This window comes from Rhizobacter sp. (assembly GCF_046595475.1).
Lineage (GTDB): Bacteria > Pseudomonadota > Gammaproteobacteria > Burkholderiales > Burkholderiaceae_C > Rhizobacter.
The window spans coordinates 93,889-108,480 of sequence record NZ_JBKJOQ010000023.1 but is presented as its reverse complement, the minus strand read 5'-3'; the positions used below and the strand labels follow the sequence as shown (position 1 = coordinate 108,480).

General features: G+C 66.1%; 13 protein-coding genes. 7 read left to right on the top strand and 6 right to left on the bottom strand.

Annotated elements, in window-relative coordinates:
- Positions 1-3 precede the first annotated feature (3 nt).
- The 3 genes from mobB to AC30QB_RS04820 are packed head-to-tail and all read left to right on the top strand — an operon-like array spanning position 4 to position 1,986.
- The gene (gene mobB / locus AC30QB_RS04830; protein ID WP_489545050.1) at positions 4-543 is read left to right on the top strand and encodes a molybdopterin-guanine dinucleotide biosynthesis protein B; all 540 of its coding nucleotides are present in this window, start codon (positions 4-6) and stop codon (positions 541-543) included.
- Positions 506-1,738 (top strand): molybdopterin molybdotransferase MoeA, encoded by a 1,233-nt coding sequence (locus tag AC30QB_RS04825; RefSeq protein WP_489545049.1) that lies wholly within the window; start codon positions 506-508, stop codon positions 1,736-1,738. Before mobB ends, AC30QB_RS04825 begins: the two co-directional genes overlap by 38 nt.
- The gene (locus AC30QB_RS04820; RefSeq protein ID WP_489545048.1) at positions 1,735-1,986 is read left to right on the top strand and encodes a MoaD/ThiS family protein; all 252 of its coding nucleotides are present in this window, start codon (positions 1,735-1,737) and stop codon (positions 1,984-1,986) included. The genes AC30QB_RS04825 and AC30QB_RS04820 overlap by 4 nt, the downstream gene beginning before the upstream one ends.
- On the opposite strand, the gene dapA is transcribed toward AC30QB_RS04820, so the two are convergent.
- Positions 1,973-2,851, bottom strand: coding sequence for a 4-hydroxy-tetrahydrodipicolinate synthase (gene dapA, locus AC30QB_RS04815; protein WP_489545047.1), 879 nt, complete (start codon positions 2,849-2,851; stop codon positions 1,973-1,975). The two genes, AC30QB_RS04820 and dapA, sit on opposite strands and share 14 nt — an antisense overlap.
- Before the next feature lie 258 nt (positions 2,852-3,109).
- Between dapA and AC30QB_RS04810 the strand changes: the two genes are divergently transcribed.
- The 3 genes from AC30QB_RS04810 to clpB all read left to right on the top strand — a co-directional run bounded on the left by AC30QB_RS04810 (position 3,110) and on the right by clpB (position 6,628).
- Positions 3,110-3,589 (top strand): molybdenum cofactor biosynthesis protein MoaE, encoded by a 480-nt coding sequence (locus AC30QB_RS04810; RefSeq protein ID WP_489545046.1) that lies wholly within the window; start codon positions 3,110-3,112, stop codon positions 3,587-3,589.
- A complete protein-coding gene (gene crcB, locus AC30QB_RS04805; RefSeq protein ID WP_489545045.1) occupies positions 3,586-3,975 on the top strand; it encodes a fluoride efflux transporter CrcB in 390 nt (129 codons plus the stop codon). The genes AC30QB_RS04810 and crcB overlap by 4 nt, the downstream gene beginning before the upstream one ends.
- A gap of 61 nt (positions 3,976-4,036) precedes the next feature.
- Positions 4,037-6,628, top strand: coding sequence for an ATP-dependent chaperone ClpB (clpB, locus tag AC30QB_RS04800; RefSeq protein ID WP_489545044.1), 2,592 nt, complete (start codon positions 4,037-4,039; stop codon positions 6,626-6,628).
- Positions 6,629-6,734: 106 nt separating this feature from the next.
- On the opposite strand, the gene AC30QB_RS04795 is transcribed toward clpB, so the two are convergent.
- Positions 6,735-8,024 (bottom strand): hypothetical protein, encoded by a 1,290-nt coding sequence (locus tag AC30QB_RS04795; RefSeq protein ID WP_489545043.1) that lies wholly within the window; start codon positions 8,022-8,024, stop codon positions 6,735-6,737.
- 162 nt (positions 8,025-8,186) lie between these two features.
- On the opposite strand from AC30QB_RS04795, the gene nadB reads away from it, so the two are divergent.
- Positions 8,187-9,845: an L-aspartate oxidase gene (gene nadB, locus AC30QB_RS04790; RefSeq protein WP_489545042.1), complete on the top strand. Its 1,659-nt coding sequence runs from the start codon at positions 8,187-8,189 to the stop codon at positions 9,843-9,845.
- A gap of 144 nt (positions 9,846-9,989) precedes the next feature.
- On the opposite strand, the gene AC30QB_RS04785 is transcribed toward nadB, so the two are convergent.
- From AC30QB_RS04785 to AC30QB_RS04770, 4 genes are read right to left on the bottom strand one after another with little or no spacing between them, the layout of a single operon-like run.
- Positions 9,990-10,976 carry an NAD(P)H-dependent flavin oxidoreductase gene (locus AC30QB_RS04785; protein ID WP_489545041.1) on the bottom strand — a complete coding sequence of 329 codons (987 nt, stop codon included), beginning with the start codon at positions 10,974-10,976 and terminating at the stop codon, positions 9,990-9,992.
- The gene (locus AC30QB_RS04780; protein ID WP_489545040.1) at positions 10,973-12,676 is read right to left on the bottom strand and encodes a class I adenylate-forming enzyme family protein; all 1,704 of its coding nucleotides are present in this window, start codon (positions 12,674-12,676) and stop codon (positions 10,973-10,975) included. The genes AC30QB_RS04785 and AC30QB_RS04780 overlap by 4 nt, the downstream gene beginning before the upstream one ends.
- A gap of 5 nt (positions 12,677-12,681) precedes the next feature.
- Positions 12,682-13,503 carry an enoyl-CoA hydratase gene (locus tag AC30QB_RS04775; RefSeq protein ID WP_489545039.1) on the bottom strand — a complete coding sequence of 274 codons (822 nt, stop codon included), beginning with the start codon at positions 13,501-13,503 and terminating at the stop codon, positions 12,682-12,684.
- 17 nt (positions 13,504-13,520) lie between these two features.
- On the bottom strand, positions 13,521-14,477 hold the full coding sequence (locus AC30QB_RS04770) for a hypothetical protein (RefSeq protein ID WP_489545038.1): 957 nt from the start codon (positions 14,475-14,477) through the stop codon (positions 13,521-13,523).
- Between the last annotated feature and the right edge of the window lie 115 nt (positions 14,478-14,592).

The following is a 14,592-nucleotide window of genomic DNA, read 5'->3' as shown; positions in this document are numbered from 1 at the left end:
GCCATGAAAGTCATAGGCTTCAGCGGCTACTCGGGCTCGGGCAAGACGACGCTTATCGAGCAGCTGATTGGCTGCCTGAAGGCGGCGGGCCAGCGCGTGTCGGTGGTCAAGCACGCCCACCACAGCTTCGAGATCGACCAGGAAGGCAAAGACTCTTGGCGCCACCGCAAGGCGGGTGCCTTCGAGGTCGTGGTGGCCTCGGATCGCCGCCTGGCGAAGATTCGCGAGTACGAAGTGCCTGGTGACCCCACGCCGCATCAGCTGCTGGCCGAGCTGAGCGTATGCGACTGGGCGTTGATCGAAGGCTTTCGCCACGCCGACCTGTTGAAGATCGAGGTCTGGCGCGCCGAGACGGGCAACGCGGCCAACTACCCCAACGACCCCTTCATCGTCGCGGTGGCCACCGACCTGCCGCAGAATTTGCCCACGCCCACGGGGCTGCCGGTCTTCCTGCTCAGCGACGCGCAGGCCATCGCCGATTTCCTGCTGGCCAACCCGAGCCGCTATGACTACATCTCGCCCTACGACACTGCTGACGCTTGACGAGGCACTCGCCCGCTTGCTCGGTGCGGTGCAGCCTCTGGCGGGCAGCGAGGCGGTGTCGACCTTTGACGCGCTGGGTCGCGTGCTCGCGCGCGACGTGAATTCGCTGGTCGACGTGCCGCCGGCCGACAACAGCGCCATGGACGGCTACGCCATGCGCTGCGCTGATGTGCCCGCGGCAGGCGCCGTGCTGCCCGTGAGCCAGCGCGTGGCCGCCGGCAGCGTGGGGTCGGCACTGAAGCTCGGCACCGCTGCCCGCGTCTTCACCGGCGCGCCCGTGCCCGATGGCAGTGATGCGGTGGTGATGCAAGAGCAATGCGAGGCTTTGGACGGTGCGGTGCGGGTGAACACCGTGCCCACCGCCGGCCTGGCCATCCGACGCCGTGGCGAAGACCTGGCGCGCGGTGCCCAGGTGCTGCGGCGCGGCCTGCGCCTCACGCCACAGGCACTCGGCCTTGCCGCCGCAGCGGGCGCCGCCACGCTGCAAGTCGCACGTCGCCCACGGGTGGCCTTGTTTTCTACTGGTGACGAGCTGGCCATGCCAGGCGAGGTGCTCAAACCCGGCGCCATCTACAACTCCAACCGCTTTACCCTGCGCGCGCTGATCCAGTCGCTGGGCTGTGAGTGCATAGACCTGGGCATCGTGCCCGACCGGCTCGACGCCACCCGCGCGGCTTTGCGGCAAGCGGCGCAAGGCAACGACCTCATCGTCACCAGCGGTGGTGTGTCGGTGGGGGAAGAAGACCACCTGAAACCTGCTGTGCAAGCCGAAGGCTCGCTAGACCTGTGGCAGATGGCCATCAAACCGGGCAAGCCCCTGGCCTTCGGCAGCGTGCGCCGCGAAGACAGCGGCAGCGCCTGGTTCATCGGCCTGCCAGGCAACCCGGTGTCGAGCTTCGTCACCTTCTTGCTTGCGGTGCGGCCCGTGCTGCTCCAACTGCAAGGTGCTGCGCCCCAGCCGCCCCTGGGGCTGAGCCTGCGTGCCGACTTCGACTGGCCGCGTGCCGACACCCGCCGCGAGTTTTTGCGCGTGAAGCGCAATGCCAACGGTGGGCTAGACCTGTTCCAGAACCAGGGCTCGGGCGTGCTCACATCCACCGTCTGGGCCGACGGGCTGGTGGACAACCCGCCCAGCACCCCCATTCGCGCGGGTGACAGCGTGCGCTTCATCTCGCTGGCGGAGTGGGTCGCATGAAGATCGGCGTGCGCTACTTCGCGTCTCTGCGCGAAGCCCTGGGCAGCGGTGAGACGGTGGATGCCGCCGAGGGCGCCACCGTCGGCCAGTTGCGCGATGCCTTGATCGCGCGCGGTGCGCCGCACGCCCATTCGCTGGCACGCGGGCGGGCGGTACGCACGGCGCTCGACCAGACGCTGTGCGACGAGGCCCAGCCCTTGCACGAAGGTGCCGAGCTGGCGTTCTTTCCGCCGGTCACAGGCGGCTAGCCACTGCCTCCAGCGCCATCACGGCGCGCTGCACGCCCTCGCGCGTGGCGGGGCTGTGCGGGGCGCGAAGCTCATCCGTCATCCACCCTTGCTGTGCCAGCAGCGCCTTGATGACGCAGGGGTTGGGCTCGGCAAACAGCGCGTGCGAAAGCGGCGCGAGCGCGTGGTACAGCGGGCGCGCCTCGGCCAGCCGGCCGGCCCGCAGCGCTGCCACCATGGCCACGAAGTGCTGCGGCAGCAAATGGGCTGACGCCGCGATGGCACCTGCGCCGCCCATGCACAAAGTGGCGAAGATGCTGTCGTCGTTGCCTGCCAGCACGGCCAGGCGGCCATCGGCGATCACCGCACGGGTCTTTTCGGTGTTGTTGGCGCTGTCCTTGAGCGCGCTGATGTTCGGGTGCGTGGCAAGGGTAAGCAGGGTGCTCAACGTCATTTCTGCGCCTGTGCGTGAGGGGATGTCGTAGAGCACGATGGGCATCGGCGAAGCGTCAGCCAGCGCGCGAAAATGCGTCACGATTCCCGCCTGCGACGGGCGCAGGTAATACGGTGCCGAGACCAGCACGCCGGCCACCGGCCGCTGCGCGACCTCGCGCAAACGCCCCAGCATCTCGCCTGCCTGCGTGCCCGACAGCCCCATGAGTACGGGCTTGCCGCTGCCGGCCGCGAGTACCGCATCGAGCGTGCCCAGCTGCTCGGCGTGCGTCAGCGAGGCGGCCTCGCCCGTGCTGCCGCACACCACGAAGCCGCTGACACCCGCTTCACCCAAATGGCGCACCAGGCGGCGCAGGCCGACCTCGTCTACACGCCCATCGCGAAACGGCGTGACGAGCGGAATCCACAAACCTGAAAAATAGAATTGACCCACGAGCTTCTCCTTTGACGACAAGACCGATGAAGGGTGCCGGTCAGAGGAGCGTAGGAGCAGGTAGAGGGCGAGGAAGGTGCCCGAGCCTGGTCTGGTTCCGTCGCTCATCTGAGGACGGAACCGCAAGCGCTCCGGTCAGATGAGCGTTTGTTTTTTGGCTTTGAGCGCGGCCGCACCGGTGCCGCGAAGGGCGAGGGCAGTGGTTTGCAGCGCAAGCATGGCGGCGATTGTGCCGGAGCCGGTGCCACAATTCGAGCGATGAGTGCAGCGCGCGTGGCCATCCAGACAAAAGACTTCGACCTCAGTGCCGAGCTTGCTGCGCTACGCAGCCAAGATGCCGGCGTGGGCGCGGTGGTCAGCTTCATCGGCACCGTGCGTGACCGCAGCGATGGCAAGGGGGTCACGGGCATGGAGTTGGAGCACTACCCCGGCATGACCGAGCGCGCGATCGAGGCCATGATCGATGCCACCCAGGCGCGATTCGACATACGCGGCGTGCGGGTCATCCACCGCGTGGGCCCGCTGCAGCTGCAAGACCAGATCGTGCTGGTGGCCGTGAGCTCGGTTCACCGCGAACAAGCTTTCAAGGCCTGCGAGTTCCTGATGGACTACCTGAAGACCCAAGCCCCGTTCTGGAAGAAAGAGCACACGCCAGAAGGCGCCCACTGGGTCGATGCCCGCGTGCAAGATGACGACGCCCTGGCCCGCTGGGGCATTGCCAGTGGCAACGCAGCATGAGCTCGGCCGTGCCGTGGGCCCAGGTGCTGGCGGTGTCGGTGGGGGCGGCTGTGGGGGCGCTGCTGCGCTGGGGCGCCGGCTTGTGGCTCAACGCGCAGTGGAGCGGCTTTCCGCTCGGGACCTTGCTCGTCAACTGCTTGGGCGGCCTGCTGATCGGCGTGGCCTTGTTTTGGTTCGACCGCAGCCCCAACGAGCTGCTGCGCTTGCTGCTGATCACCGGCTTTCTGGGTGGCCTCACCACCTTCTCGGCATTCTCTGGCGAGTCGCTGGCCTTGATGCAGCGCAACGAGTGGGCTTGGGCCGTCGCTCACACTCTGGCCCATGTACTCGGCGCATTGGCATGCGCGGGCCTCGGTTTTCGTCTGGCGCGCAGTTTCTTGGTTTGATGTTTTTGGCTTGATTTTGGGCCGATGCGCCTCAGATCACCTGCTATCGGAGGATTGATCCATGCGTCTCGACAAGCTCACCACCAAGTTCCAGGAAGCGCTGGCTGAAGCCCAGAGCCTGGCCGTCATTGGCGACAACCCGTACATCGAACCCGTCCACGTACTGGCCGCCATGCTGGCGCAGACCGATGGGCCGAAGGCCTTGTTGGAGCGCGCTGGCGTCAACACCGTCAAGCTGCAGGCCGCGCTAGACGCCGACATCAAAAAGCTGCCGCAGGTGCAGGGCGGCGAGCAGGTGCAGGCCAGCCGCGACACGGCCTCGCTGATGCAAGGGGCCGAGAAGGAGGCCAGCAAGCGCGGTGACCAGTTCATCTCCAGCGAGATGTTCTTGCTGGCCGCAGCCGACATCAAGAACAGCATCGGCCCGTTGGTGAAAGAACACGGCCTGACCCGCAAGGCGCTAGACACCGCCATCGACGCCGTGCGCGGCGGCCAGAAGGTCGACAGCGCCGAGGCCGAAGGCCAGCGCGAAGCCCTGAAGAAATACACCATTGACCTGACCGAGCGGGCTCGCAAAGGCAAGCTAGACCCGGTGATAGGCCGCGATGACGAGATCCGCCGCGCCATCCAGGTGCTGCAGCGCCGCACCAAGAACAACCCCGTGCTGATCGGCGAGCCGGGTGTCGGCAAGACCGCCATCGTCGAAGGCCTGGCCCAGCGCATCGTGGCCGGCGAGGTGCCCGATTCGCTCAAGAACAAGCGCGTGCTGGTGCTCGACATGGCCTTGCTGCTGGCGGGCGCAAAGTTTCGCGGCGAGTTCGAAGAGCGGCTCAAGAGCGTGCTCAAGGAAGTGGCGCAAGACGAAGGCCAGACCATCGTCTTCATCGACGAGATCCACACCATGGTCGGTGCGGGCAAGGCCGAAGGTGCGATTGACGCAGGCAACATGTTGAAGCCTGCGCTGGCGCGCGGCGAGCTCCATTGCATAGGCGCGACCACGCTCAACGAATACCGAAAGTACGTGGAGAAAGACGCCGCGCTGGAGCGCCGCTTCCAGAAGGTTCTGGTTGGCGAGCCGACGGTGGAAGCCACCATCGCCATCCTGCGCGGCCTGCAAGAGAAGTACGAAGTGCACCACGGTGTGGAGATCACCGACCCGGCCATCGTGGCCGCGGCCGAGCTGAGCCACCGCTACATCACCGACCGCTTTTTGCCCGACAAGGCCATCGACCTGATCGACGAGGCCGCGGCCAAGGTCAAGATCGAGATCGACTCCAAGCCCGAGGTGATGGACAGGCTAGACCGCCGGTTGATCCAGCTGCAGATTGAGCGGGAGGCGGTGCGCCGCGAGAAAGACGAGTCTTCGCAGAAGCGCTTTGGCTTGATCGAGGAGGAGATCACCCGCTTGCAGCGCGAGGCTGCCGACCTCGAAGACATCTGGAAGGCCGAGAAGGCTGCCGCGCAGGGCTCGGCCCACGTGAAGGAAGAGATAGACCGCATCCGCACGCAGATCGAAGAGTTCAAGCGCAAGGGCGACTTCAACAAGGTCGCCGAGCTGCAGTACGGCAAGCTGCCTGAGCTGGAAAAGACGCTGAAAGACGCGCAGGACAAGGAAGTGAAGAAGGGCGTTGCGACGGGCCGCCCGCAGCTGCTGCGCACCCTGGTCGGCGTTGAAGAGATCGCCGAGGTGGTGGCCCGCGCCACCGGCATCCCGGTGGCCAAGCTGATGCAGGGCGAGCGCGACAAGCTGCTGCAGATGGAGGCCAAGCTGCACGACCGCGTGATCGGGCAAGACGAGGCCATCGCTGCGGTGTCCAACGCCATTCGCCGCTCACGCTCGGGCCTGAGCGACCCGAACCGCCCGACCGGCTCCTTCCTCTTTCTCGGCCCCACCGGCGTGGGAAAAACCGAGCTGTGCAAGGCACTGGCTGGCTTTCTGTTCGACAGTGAAGATCACATGATTCGCGTCGACATGAGCGAGTACATGGAGAAGCATTCGGTCTCGCGCCTGATCGGCGCGCCGCCCGGCTACGTGGGCTATGACGAAGGCGGCGCCCTGACCGAAGCCGTGCGCCGCAAGCCCTATAGCGTGCTCTTGCTCGACGAGGTGGAGAAAGCCCACCCCGATGTGTTCAACGTGCTGCTGCAAGTGCTGGACGACGGCCGCCTGACCGATGGACAAGGCCGTACGGTCGACTTCAAAAACACCGTCATCGTGATGACCAGCAACCTGGGCTCGCACCAGATCATGCAGATGGCGGGGCAAGACATCGAGGATATTCGTGACGCGGTGATGGTCGAGGTGAAGCAGCACTTCCGCCCCGAGTTCTTGAACCGCATTGACGAGACGGTGGTGTTCCATGCGCTAGACCGCAGCAACATCGAAGCCATTGCCAAGATCCAGCTCAAGGTGCTGGAAGCGCGCATGGAAAAAATGGACCTGAAGCTCGTGGTGTCACCACAGGCGCTGGCCGAGCTGGCCAAGGTGGGTTTCGACCCGGTGTTCGGTGCTCGGCCGCTCAAGCGGGCCATACAGCAGCGCATTGAAAACCCGGTGGCCAAGCTGATCCTTGAAGGCAAGTTTGGCCCTAAGGACGTGGTGCCGGTGGGTGTAGAGGCGGGCGAGTTCGTGTTCGAGCGGGTGGTGCACTGACCTGCGTCATTCCCGCCTGCGCCGGAATGACGAGCCCGCCTACTTGCCGTAGCCCGTGAACGCGCTCAGCACGGGGCGGCTCACGCGGCCTTAGGGCAAGGCTCAGTTACTGCGCGGGCGATGCATCGAGCACGCTGTCCATGCGCATGATTTGCAAGCGGGCCAGGGTCAGGTTGGCGTGCGTCTTGTCGAGCACGGCATGCAGGGCGAGGCCCGGGTGGTGGGGCAAGGCGCGCAGCAGCAGATGGTGGGTACCCAGGGTGATGGCGGCTTCGGGCAGGGTGTGGCCCATGCCGAGCGTGCGGCTGGCCTGCGTCATGGCTGCGAGCAAGGCCGCGCCGTGCTGGCCCAGCTCTTCGGCGCTCGGCCGGGCACCGGCGTGCAGCAGGCCCTGGCCGGTGGCGGTGTCAAAGATGCACACGCTGACCATGCCTGTGAGCTCGATCAGCTGGTTGACGTAGCGGCCCATGGGTGACGCATCGGCAGGGCGCGGCTCGGCGCTGCGCACAGCGGGCATGGGCTTCATCGCAAGTGGTGCCGGGCTCGAAACAGGGCCTGAAGGCGAGAGCGGCATAGGCGCCGAAACCACCGCACCGCTGGAGCGGCTGTTCGCCCCCGGCAGGGCGGGCAGGTCTTGGCCCGCTTCGGTGTGAATCTGGTCGCGCAGGCGATTCCAGGTGCCGCTGATGAACGACCAGGCATCGGCCGGGCGCGTGACCTGCGGCGTGGTGCGCACATTGACCCCGGTGCCGCGGCCCAGCTCGGTGCCGTGGCCGCTCAGCGCGCTGGAGGCCGCCAAGGGCAGCAGCAGCATGTGCCGGTTTTGCCAGTTGTTCTTGATCATGGCCTGGTGCAATGGCTCGAACGACGAGTTCATCAGGTGCGGCGGCATGTCGCCCACCATCAGCACGCCCAGTCGGCTGTAGCTCAGCAGCACGCGCGCCAGCTCTTGCCGCGCCACGGTGTCGGCATCGGCTTCGGTGGTGTAGATGCGAAGAGACTGTTTGCCCGCGGGGAAGTCGATGAACTCGAGCGTGGCCAGCGGCGTGCCATAGCCCTGGCGGCGAATCACCAGTTTTTGAACACCGCGCCCACTGGCAGCGGCCACACCGGCCAGCAGCTTGCGTGAAGACGAGGTACCCACGTCATGCAACGCGATGTACTCAGGCCGCAGGTGATCGAACTGCTGCTGCATGGCCTCGGCCGGGTCGCACGAAACAAACAGCTCGCGCTGCGAAGCGTTGATCTGGCGACCGATGTCATTGGGGCTCTCGGCGTCGACCTCGTCTTCCTCGCGCGGCTGTATCTGCGTGGCGACCGTGGTCTGGGAGCGTGTGGCTTGCCAGCCGTCGTCGTCGGCAGGGTCTGAGGGCTGGTTGGGTGAAGAAGTCGACATGGTGTCCCTGGCTACGCCGCAGTGTAGGGTTGTTGTTTCAAGACGTGACGCGGCGCTGCGGGATGATTTCACACGCCACGGCAAGCGGGAATCCCTAGACCATGCGAGCTCCGTTGCGGGGCGGTCGATAGAATCTGCCGCTTTCACGCCCGCCGTACCCTCATGCCAGCCAGCCAGCCCGTTTTGTCGACGCTCCCCGTGGTGATCGTGGGGGCCGGCCTGGCAGGCCTGACGGTCGCCTTGCACCTGGCCCAGCACCGCCCAGTGGTCGTGCTGGCCAAGCGCAACCTGGACGAAGGTGCCACCGCTTGGGCGCAGGGCGGCATCGTCGGCGTGCTGGGCACCGACGACAGCATCGACTCGCATGTGCGCGACACCCAGGACGCCGGTGCCGGCTTGGTCGACGAACACACCGCCCGATTCATTGCTGAGCGTAGCGCTGAGGCCATCGAGTGGCTGGTGGCGCGCGGCGTGCCTTTCTCTCCCGACCCGAGCGGCCCGCTGGGCCTGCACCTCACCCGCGAAGGTGGCCATGCCGTGCGCCGCATCGCCCATGCGGCCGATGCCACCGGCAAGGCGATTCACGACGTGCTGTTGAAAGAAGCGGCGGCCCACCCCAACATTCGCCTGCTAGAGCGCTGGATGGCGGTCGACGTGATCACCTCGCGCCACCTGAAGCGCGAAGAGCCAGCGCGTTGCTACGGCGTGTATGTGCTTGACATCGACAAGCAGCGCGTCGAGACCCTGGCCGCTGCGGCGGTGGTGATGGCCACCGGCGGCGCCGGCAAGGTGTACCGCTACACCACCAACCCCGATACCTCGACCGGCGACGGCATTGCCATGGCCTGGCGGGCGGGTGCACGGGTGGGCAACATGGAGTTCATACAGTTCCACCCGACCTGCCTGTACCACCCGCAAGAGCGCAGCTTCCTGATCACCGAAGCCTTACGCGGCGAGGGTGGGCGCCTGTTGTTGCCCGACGGCACCCGCTTCATGCAGGCCCACGACGAGCGCGGCGAGCTGGCGCCGCGCGACATCGTGGCCCGCGCCATCGACTTCGAGATGAAGAAGCATGGTGTCGACAACGTGCTGCTCGACGCCACGCACTTGGGCTCTGACTTCCTGAAAGAGCACTTCCCCACCATCTACGCGCGATGCCTGAAGCTCGGCATCGACATCACCCAGCAGCCCATCCCCGTGGTGCCGGCGGCTCACTACACCTGCGGCGGCGTGGTCACTGACCTGAAAGGCCGCAGCGACCTGCCAGGCTTGTATGCGGTGGGTGAGACCACCTACACCGGCCTGCACGGCGCCAACCGGTTGGCCAGCAATTCACTGCTTGAATGTGTGGTGCTGGGCAAGACCTGCGCCGACGACGTGCTGAGCCGAGACACCGGCCCGCACCCGGTGCTGCCGGCGTGGGACGAAAGCAAGGTTGAAAACGCCGACGAGCAGGTCGTCATTTCGCACAACTGGGACGAGCTGAGGCTCGTGATGTGGAACTACGTGGGCATCGTGCGCACCACCAAGCGCCTGGAGCGGGCACTGCACCGCATCAGCCTCTTGCGCAGCGAGATCGACGACTACTACGGCAGTTTCCGCGTCACGCGCGACCTGCTGGAGTTGCGCAACCTGGTTGACTGCGCCGAGCTCATCGTGCGCTCGGCGCTCATGCGCCACGAGAGCCGCGGGCTGCACTACAGCCGAGACTTCCCGCAGACGCTGCCGGTGAGCTTTCCAACGATCCTGATGCGCCCCGCTGGGCGCGCGCGGGGCGAGCCGCAACCGCAGGGCGCGGGCCCGACGGGGCTTTGGCGATAGAGCGCGAGGCTGAGCTGCGCGAAGCCGGTTTTTGGACGCAAAGGGCGCGAAGCAAGACGCAAAGATCGCAAAGAGAGAAACACCTTCGGACTTCATTGCGTCCTTTGCGTCTTCCTTCGCGACCTCTGCGTCCTCTTCACTGCTTCATCTCACTCCGCTTGCGTTGATGCGGGCAAGCCGCTGGCCGATGATCGCCTCTGCCTCGGCCATGATGCGGTCGATCAGCTCCTTGACGGTCGGCACGTCGTGTATCAGCCCGGCCACCATGCCGCACGACCACGCACCGGCGTCCATCAGGCCCTCTTTCATGATGCGCGGGTAGACGCCGCCGACCTCGGCCGCGATGTCTTCGAACTTCAGCGCCGACCCCAGTTCGCGCTCTTTCTCCAGCAGCCGGTCGACGGCGGCGTTCTTCAGCACGCGCTCGGTGTTGCGCAGCGGGCGCATCACCAGACGCGTGTCGAGCTCGCTCGCCGCGACGAGTGCGTCCTTGACGTTTTGGTGCACGGGCGCCTCTTTCGTCGCGATGAAGCGGGTGCCCATGTTCATGCCCTCGGCGCCCAGCGCCAACGCGGCCACCAGCGAGCGGCCATCGGCCATGCCGCCCGAAGCGACGAACGGGATCTTCAGCTCTTCGGCCGCGCGCGGCAGCAGGATGAAGTTGGGCACGTCGTCTTCACCAGGGTGGCCGCCGCACTCAAAGCCGTCGACGCTCACCGCGTCGCAGCCTATGGCTTCGGCCTTCAGTGCATGGCGCACCGAGGTGCACTTGTGGATCACCTTGATGCCGGCTTCCTTCAACTGCGGCATCCACTTTTGCGGGTTGTTGCCAGCGGTCTCGACGGTCTTCACACCGCCTTCGATGATGGCCTTTACATAGCCGGGGTAGTCGGGCGGCGTGAGCGAAGGCAGGAAGGTGAGGTTCACGCCGAAAGGCTTGTCGGTCATCTCGCGGCAGCGCGCAATCTCTTTCGCCAGCAGCTCCGGCGTGCGCTGCGTGAGGCCGGTGATGAGCCCCAGGCCACCGGCGTTCGATACCGCAGCGGCCATCTCGGCAAAGCCGACGTAGTGCATGCCGCCCTGAATGATGGGGTGCTCGATGCCGAACAGTTCGGTGATGCGTGTCTTCATGAATGGTCCTTCTGTTGACTTGAGATTTGCATGTCGGCGAGAGCGGCCTGGCGGATCTGGCGCTTGAGAATCTTGCCCGAGGGCGTGCGCGGCAGCGGGTCGGTTGACTTGACCAGGTAGCGCGGCATTTCGAAGCGCGCAAGGTGGCCTTGGAGGAATTGGCGCAGTGCGTCGAGGTCTAGCGCTGCACTGCCGTGGACGGTGGCCCCGACCTCTTCGCCCAGCCGCTCGTCGGGCACCGCGTAGACAGAGGCTTCGTGCACCTCGGGATGCATGAGGATTGCAGCCTCCACATGACCGCAGCCGATGTTCTCGCCACCACGGATGATCAGGTCTTTGATGCGATCGACGATGTAGAGGTAGCCCTGGTCATCGAGATAAGCACCGTCGCCGGTGCGAAACCAATCGCCATCGAAAGACTGCGCGTTGGCCTCGGGCAGGTTCCAGTAGCCGGTGAAAACAGACGTGCCGCGTACCCACAGCTCGCCCCGCTCACCCGCGGGCAGTACACGGCCGGTTTCGTCGGTGACGCGCAGCTCGAGCACCTGCGAGCAATGGCCCGAGCTGCTGGGGTGGGCCACGTAGTCGTCGCCGACGATGCCGGCGCCGATGGCGTTGGTCTCGGTCATGCCCCAGCCGATGTTGGGTGCGGCTTGCTCAAAGGTGGCGTCGATCTGGCGCACCTGCTCGGGCGCACGCGGCGCGCCGCCGCCGCCCAGCGAGGCCAGCGTGGCCAGGCTGTAGCGGCCCGACTGTGCCGCGCGCAGCAGGTCACCGGTGACGGCGGCGGGTCCGGTGAGCGAGGTAAGCCGTTCGCGGTCGATCAGCTCGGCTGCCTTGTCGGCATCCCAGCGGTACATGCTGACGATGCGGCGCTGCGTGCGGTAGCTGCCCAGGTAGGACGAATGCAGCCCCGTCACGTGGAACAACGGCACGGCCAGCAGCGTGCCACCTTGCTCGGTGGGCGCGGGGCGCTCAACGCCGCTCACTTTGTCGAGGATGGCGTAGTCGAGCTCCCACGAGAGCAGTGCCGACAACACCATGCGGTGCGTCGACGGCACGCCTTTCGGCCGCCCGCTGCTGCCCGAGGTGTACAGCATGATGGCCAGGTCATCGGGCTGCATGTCGACCGGCGGCATGGGCACCTCGCCGAGCGCCTCGGTCATCAGCTTCAGATCACGGGCACCGGGCGGCAGCTTTGTTGCGCGCACTGCGAGCACGTGCAGGCCCTCGATGGCAGGGCGTTGGGCCACGCGATCCAGCCGCTCTTGGTCGGCCAGCAAGGCCTTGGCACCGCAATCGACCAGACCATAGGCCATCTCGTCGGCTTGCCAGTGCGCGTTCATGGCGACGGCCACTGCGCCTATGGAAGTGATGGCGCTGAAGGCCAGCATCCACTCGGGGTAGTTGCGCATCGAGAGGGCCACGCGGTCGCCGGGCTTTACGCCGCACTGGTGCACCAGCACGTGCCCTATGCGCGAGGCCTGCTGCCAGGCTTGCGCAAAGGTGAGCCGCTCGTCTTCGTAGACGAGGAAGGGCAGCTCGGTGATGCAAGCCTCGTAGTAGGCACGCAGCGTAGGCGGTGCATTTTTGAAGGCGCGCACGCGGCGGCCGTGGGCGACGACGTGCTCGAACTCGTGCGGCTGGCCGGGGGCGGTGAGGGCGGCGATGGCCTCCTGCCGGGTCATCATGGGTTGCATGGCTGTCAGCGCCCCTTGAACACCGGCTCGCGTTTTTCGACGAAGGCTTTCGCGGCCTCGCGATGGTCTTCGGTCTGGCCGGTGTGAATCTGGTGCGTGGCTTCGAGATCAAGGCACTCATCGACCTCGCCGGCCATGGCGCGGTTGAGGTTTTCCTTCATGTAGCGGTAGGCCACCGTGGGGCCGTGGGCCAGGCGATGAGTGATCTCAGTTGCGCGCTCGGCCAGGGCTTCAGGCGGGCACACCCAGTTGGTGAGCCCAAGGCGCAGTGCTTCATCTGCCGAGACGCGGTCACTGAGCAAGAACAGCTCGCGCGCCTTCGCTGCACCCACGAGCTGTGTCATGAAGTAGGTGCCGCCATAGTCGCCCGAGAAGCCCACGCGTGCGAAGGCGGTGGTCATGAAGGCGGTGCTGGCCATCAGCCGCAGGTCGCAAGCCAGTGCCAGTGCCAGGCCGGCACCTGCCGCGGGGCCTGGGATCAGCGCGACCGTTGGCTTGGGCATCTTGAAGAGGCGGCCCGCGGTTTCGCGCTGGTTGTGGCGCTGCTGGTGGATGGCCTCGTCGATGGTGCGCTGGCCCACGGTGCCGTCACCGGCCGCGGCCATGCTCTTCACGTCACCGCCGGCGCAGAAGGCCTTGCCAGCGCCTGTGAGCACGATGCAGCGCACGGCCGGGTCGAACTCGGCGGCGGTGAGCTGCTGTTGCAGCGCTTGCACCATCGGGCGCGACAGCGCATTGCGTGCATCGGGGCGGTTCATTGTGAGCGTCAACACGCCGTCGGCCAGAGTGGCTTGCAGGTCGGGGGTGCCGGTGTCGAGTGTGCTCATGTGCTTGTCTCCTGAGGTCATTTCACGAGGCCGAGTTCGCGCGCCTCTTTGTCGTAGTTGGCGTACGACGCCTTCAGCGTGGCGCTGTTCAAGATCATCTCGGCCGCGAGCTTGCGCGTGCCGGCTTCGTAGACGCGTGTGAGCATCCAGCAAGACTCGGTGCGTGCACTCTCGCTGAGCGCGATGATCTCTCGCTCCAGGTCGTAGGCTTGGTCGACGAACAGCGGGCCCTGCACCAGGCGAATCTGCTGCCCCGCAAACAGCCCCACGGCCGGCCCTTGGCCACGAAAGCCCGCCTGGTTGACGGTGCTGCCCAGCAGCACGCTGATCATCTCGATCGGGATGATGGCGCGACCCCAGGGCGATGATTTGCCACCCTCGGGCGTGTACCAGGGCGATGGCTCGGTGATGGCCTTGAGCTTGGAGGCGAGCGTGAATGGGTAGTGGTGGCCCATGTTCTGCTCGAAGCCCATGGCGATCGTTTCTTTCGCCGCACCGCGTTGGCCCACTTGCAGGTCGCGGTTGATCACCAGGCCGGTGGCGGGGCGCAGCTTGGCAATGCGCTGTGGAATCTCGTGCGCCGTGTCGGGCATGTCACCGACCGACGCAGTGCCCGTCAGCACCGGCGTGCCGTCGCGCTTCTCGGCCCAGATGCGCACCACGCGCTCACCCTCGGCAGGCGGCTGAACGAAGGCGCGCACCTCTTCGCCTTCGACCACCATGTTCTGGTAGTGCGAGCTGATGCAGCCGCTCTCGAACCAGGCTCGCCCGAAGAGCTTGAACAGCAGCGGGTCAAACTGGCTGAAGTGCGTAGGCCCTTCGATCGGGCCGGCACGCAGGCCCAGTTCTTCGGCGGTCTTGTCGTCGTGTATGGACAGATGGCCGTCGTAGGATTGCTCGGCCAGCATCTGGTGCGGTTTGCGCAGCGGGCCGCACAGTGCAGGCTCGGGGGTGTCGGGGAAGGGTGCAGTCATTGCGGGCCTCTCGCTACGGGCAGAAAGAAGGAAAGCATAGGCGCAAGACATGCGCGCCGCAGTCGCGTGCGAGTCACGGTTTCGGCGTGGCATGTCGGATCATTCGAGGTCTCGC

What these genes read in the sequence shown, in the direction of transcription:
- mobB (WP_489545050.1), top strand. Translation starts at nt 4, where the DNA reads ATGAAAGTCATAGGCTTCAGCGGCTACTCGGGCTCGGGCAAGACGACG.
- AC30QB_RS04825 (WP_489545049.1), top strand. Translation starts at nt 506, where the DNA reads ATGACTACATCTCGCCCTACGACACTGCTGACGCTTGACGAGGCACTC.
- AC30QB_RS04820 (WP_489545048.1), top strand. Translation starts at nt 1,735, where the DNA reads ATGAAGATCGGCGTGCGCTACTTCGCGTCTCTGCGCGAAGCCCTGGGC.
- AC30QB_RS04810 (WP_489545046.1), top strand. Translation starts at nt 3,110, where the DNA reads ATGAGTGCAGCGCGCGTGGCCATCCAGACAAAAGACTTCGACCTCAGT.
- crcB (WP_489545045.1), top strand. Translation starts at nt 3,586, where the DNA reads ATGAGCTCGGCCGTGCCGTGGGCCCAGGTGCTGGCGGTGTCGGTGGGG.
- clpB (WP_489545044.1), top strand. Translation starts at nt 4,037, where the DNA reads ATGCGTCTCGACAAGCTCACCACCAAGTTCCAGGAAGCGCTGGCTGAA.
- AC30QB_RS04795 (WP_489545043.1), bottom strand. Translation starts at nt 8,024, where the DNA reads ATGTCGACTTCTTCACCCAACCAGCCCTCAGACCCTGCCGACGACGAC.
- nadB (WP_489545042.1), top strand. Translation starts at nt 8,187, where the DNA reads ATGCCAGCCAGCCAGCCCGTTTTGTCGACGCTCCCCGTGGTGATCGTG.
- AC30QB_RS04785 (WP_489545041.1), bottom strand. Translation starts at nt 10,976, where the DNA reads ATGAAGACACGCATCACCGAACTGTTCGGCATCGAGCACCCCATCATT.
- AC30QB_RS04780 (WP_489545040.1), bottom strand. Translation starts at nt 12,676, where the DNA reads ATGCAACCCATGATGACCCGGCAGGAGGCCATCGCCGCCCTCACCGCC.
- AC30QB_RS04775 (WP_489545039.1), bottom strand. Translation starts at nt 13,503, where the DNA reads ATGAGCACACTCGACACCGGCACCCCCGACCTGCAAGCCACTCTGGCC.
- AC30QB_RS04770 (WP_489545038.1), bottom strand. Translation starts at nt 14,477, where the DNA reads ATGACTGCACCCTTCCCCGACACCCCCGAGCCTGCACTGTGCGGCCCG.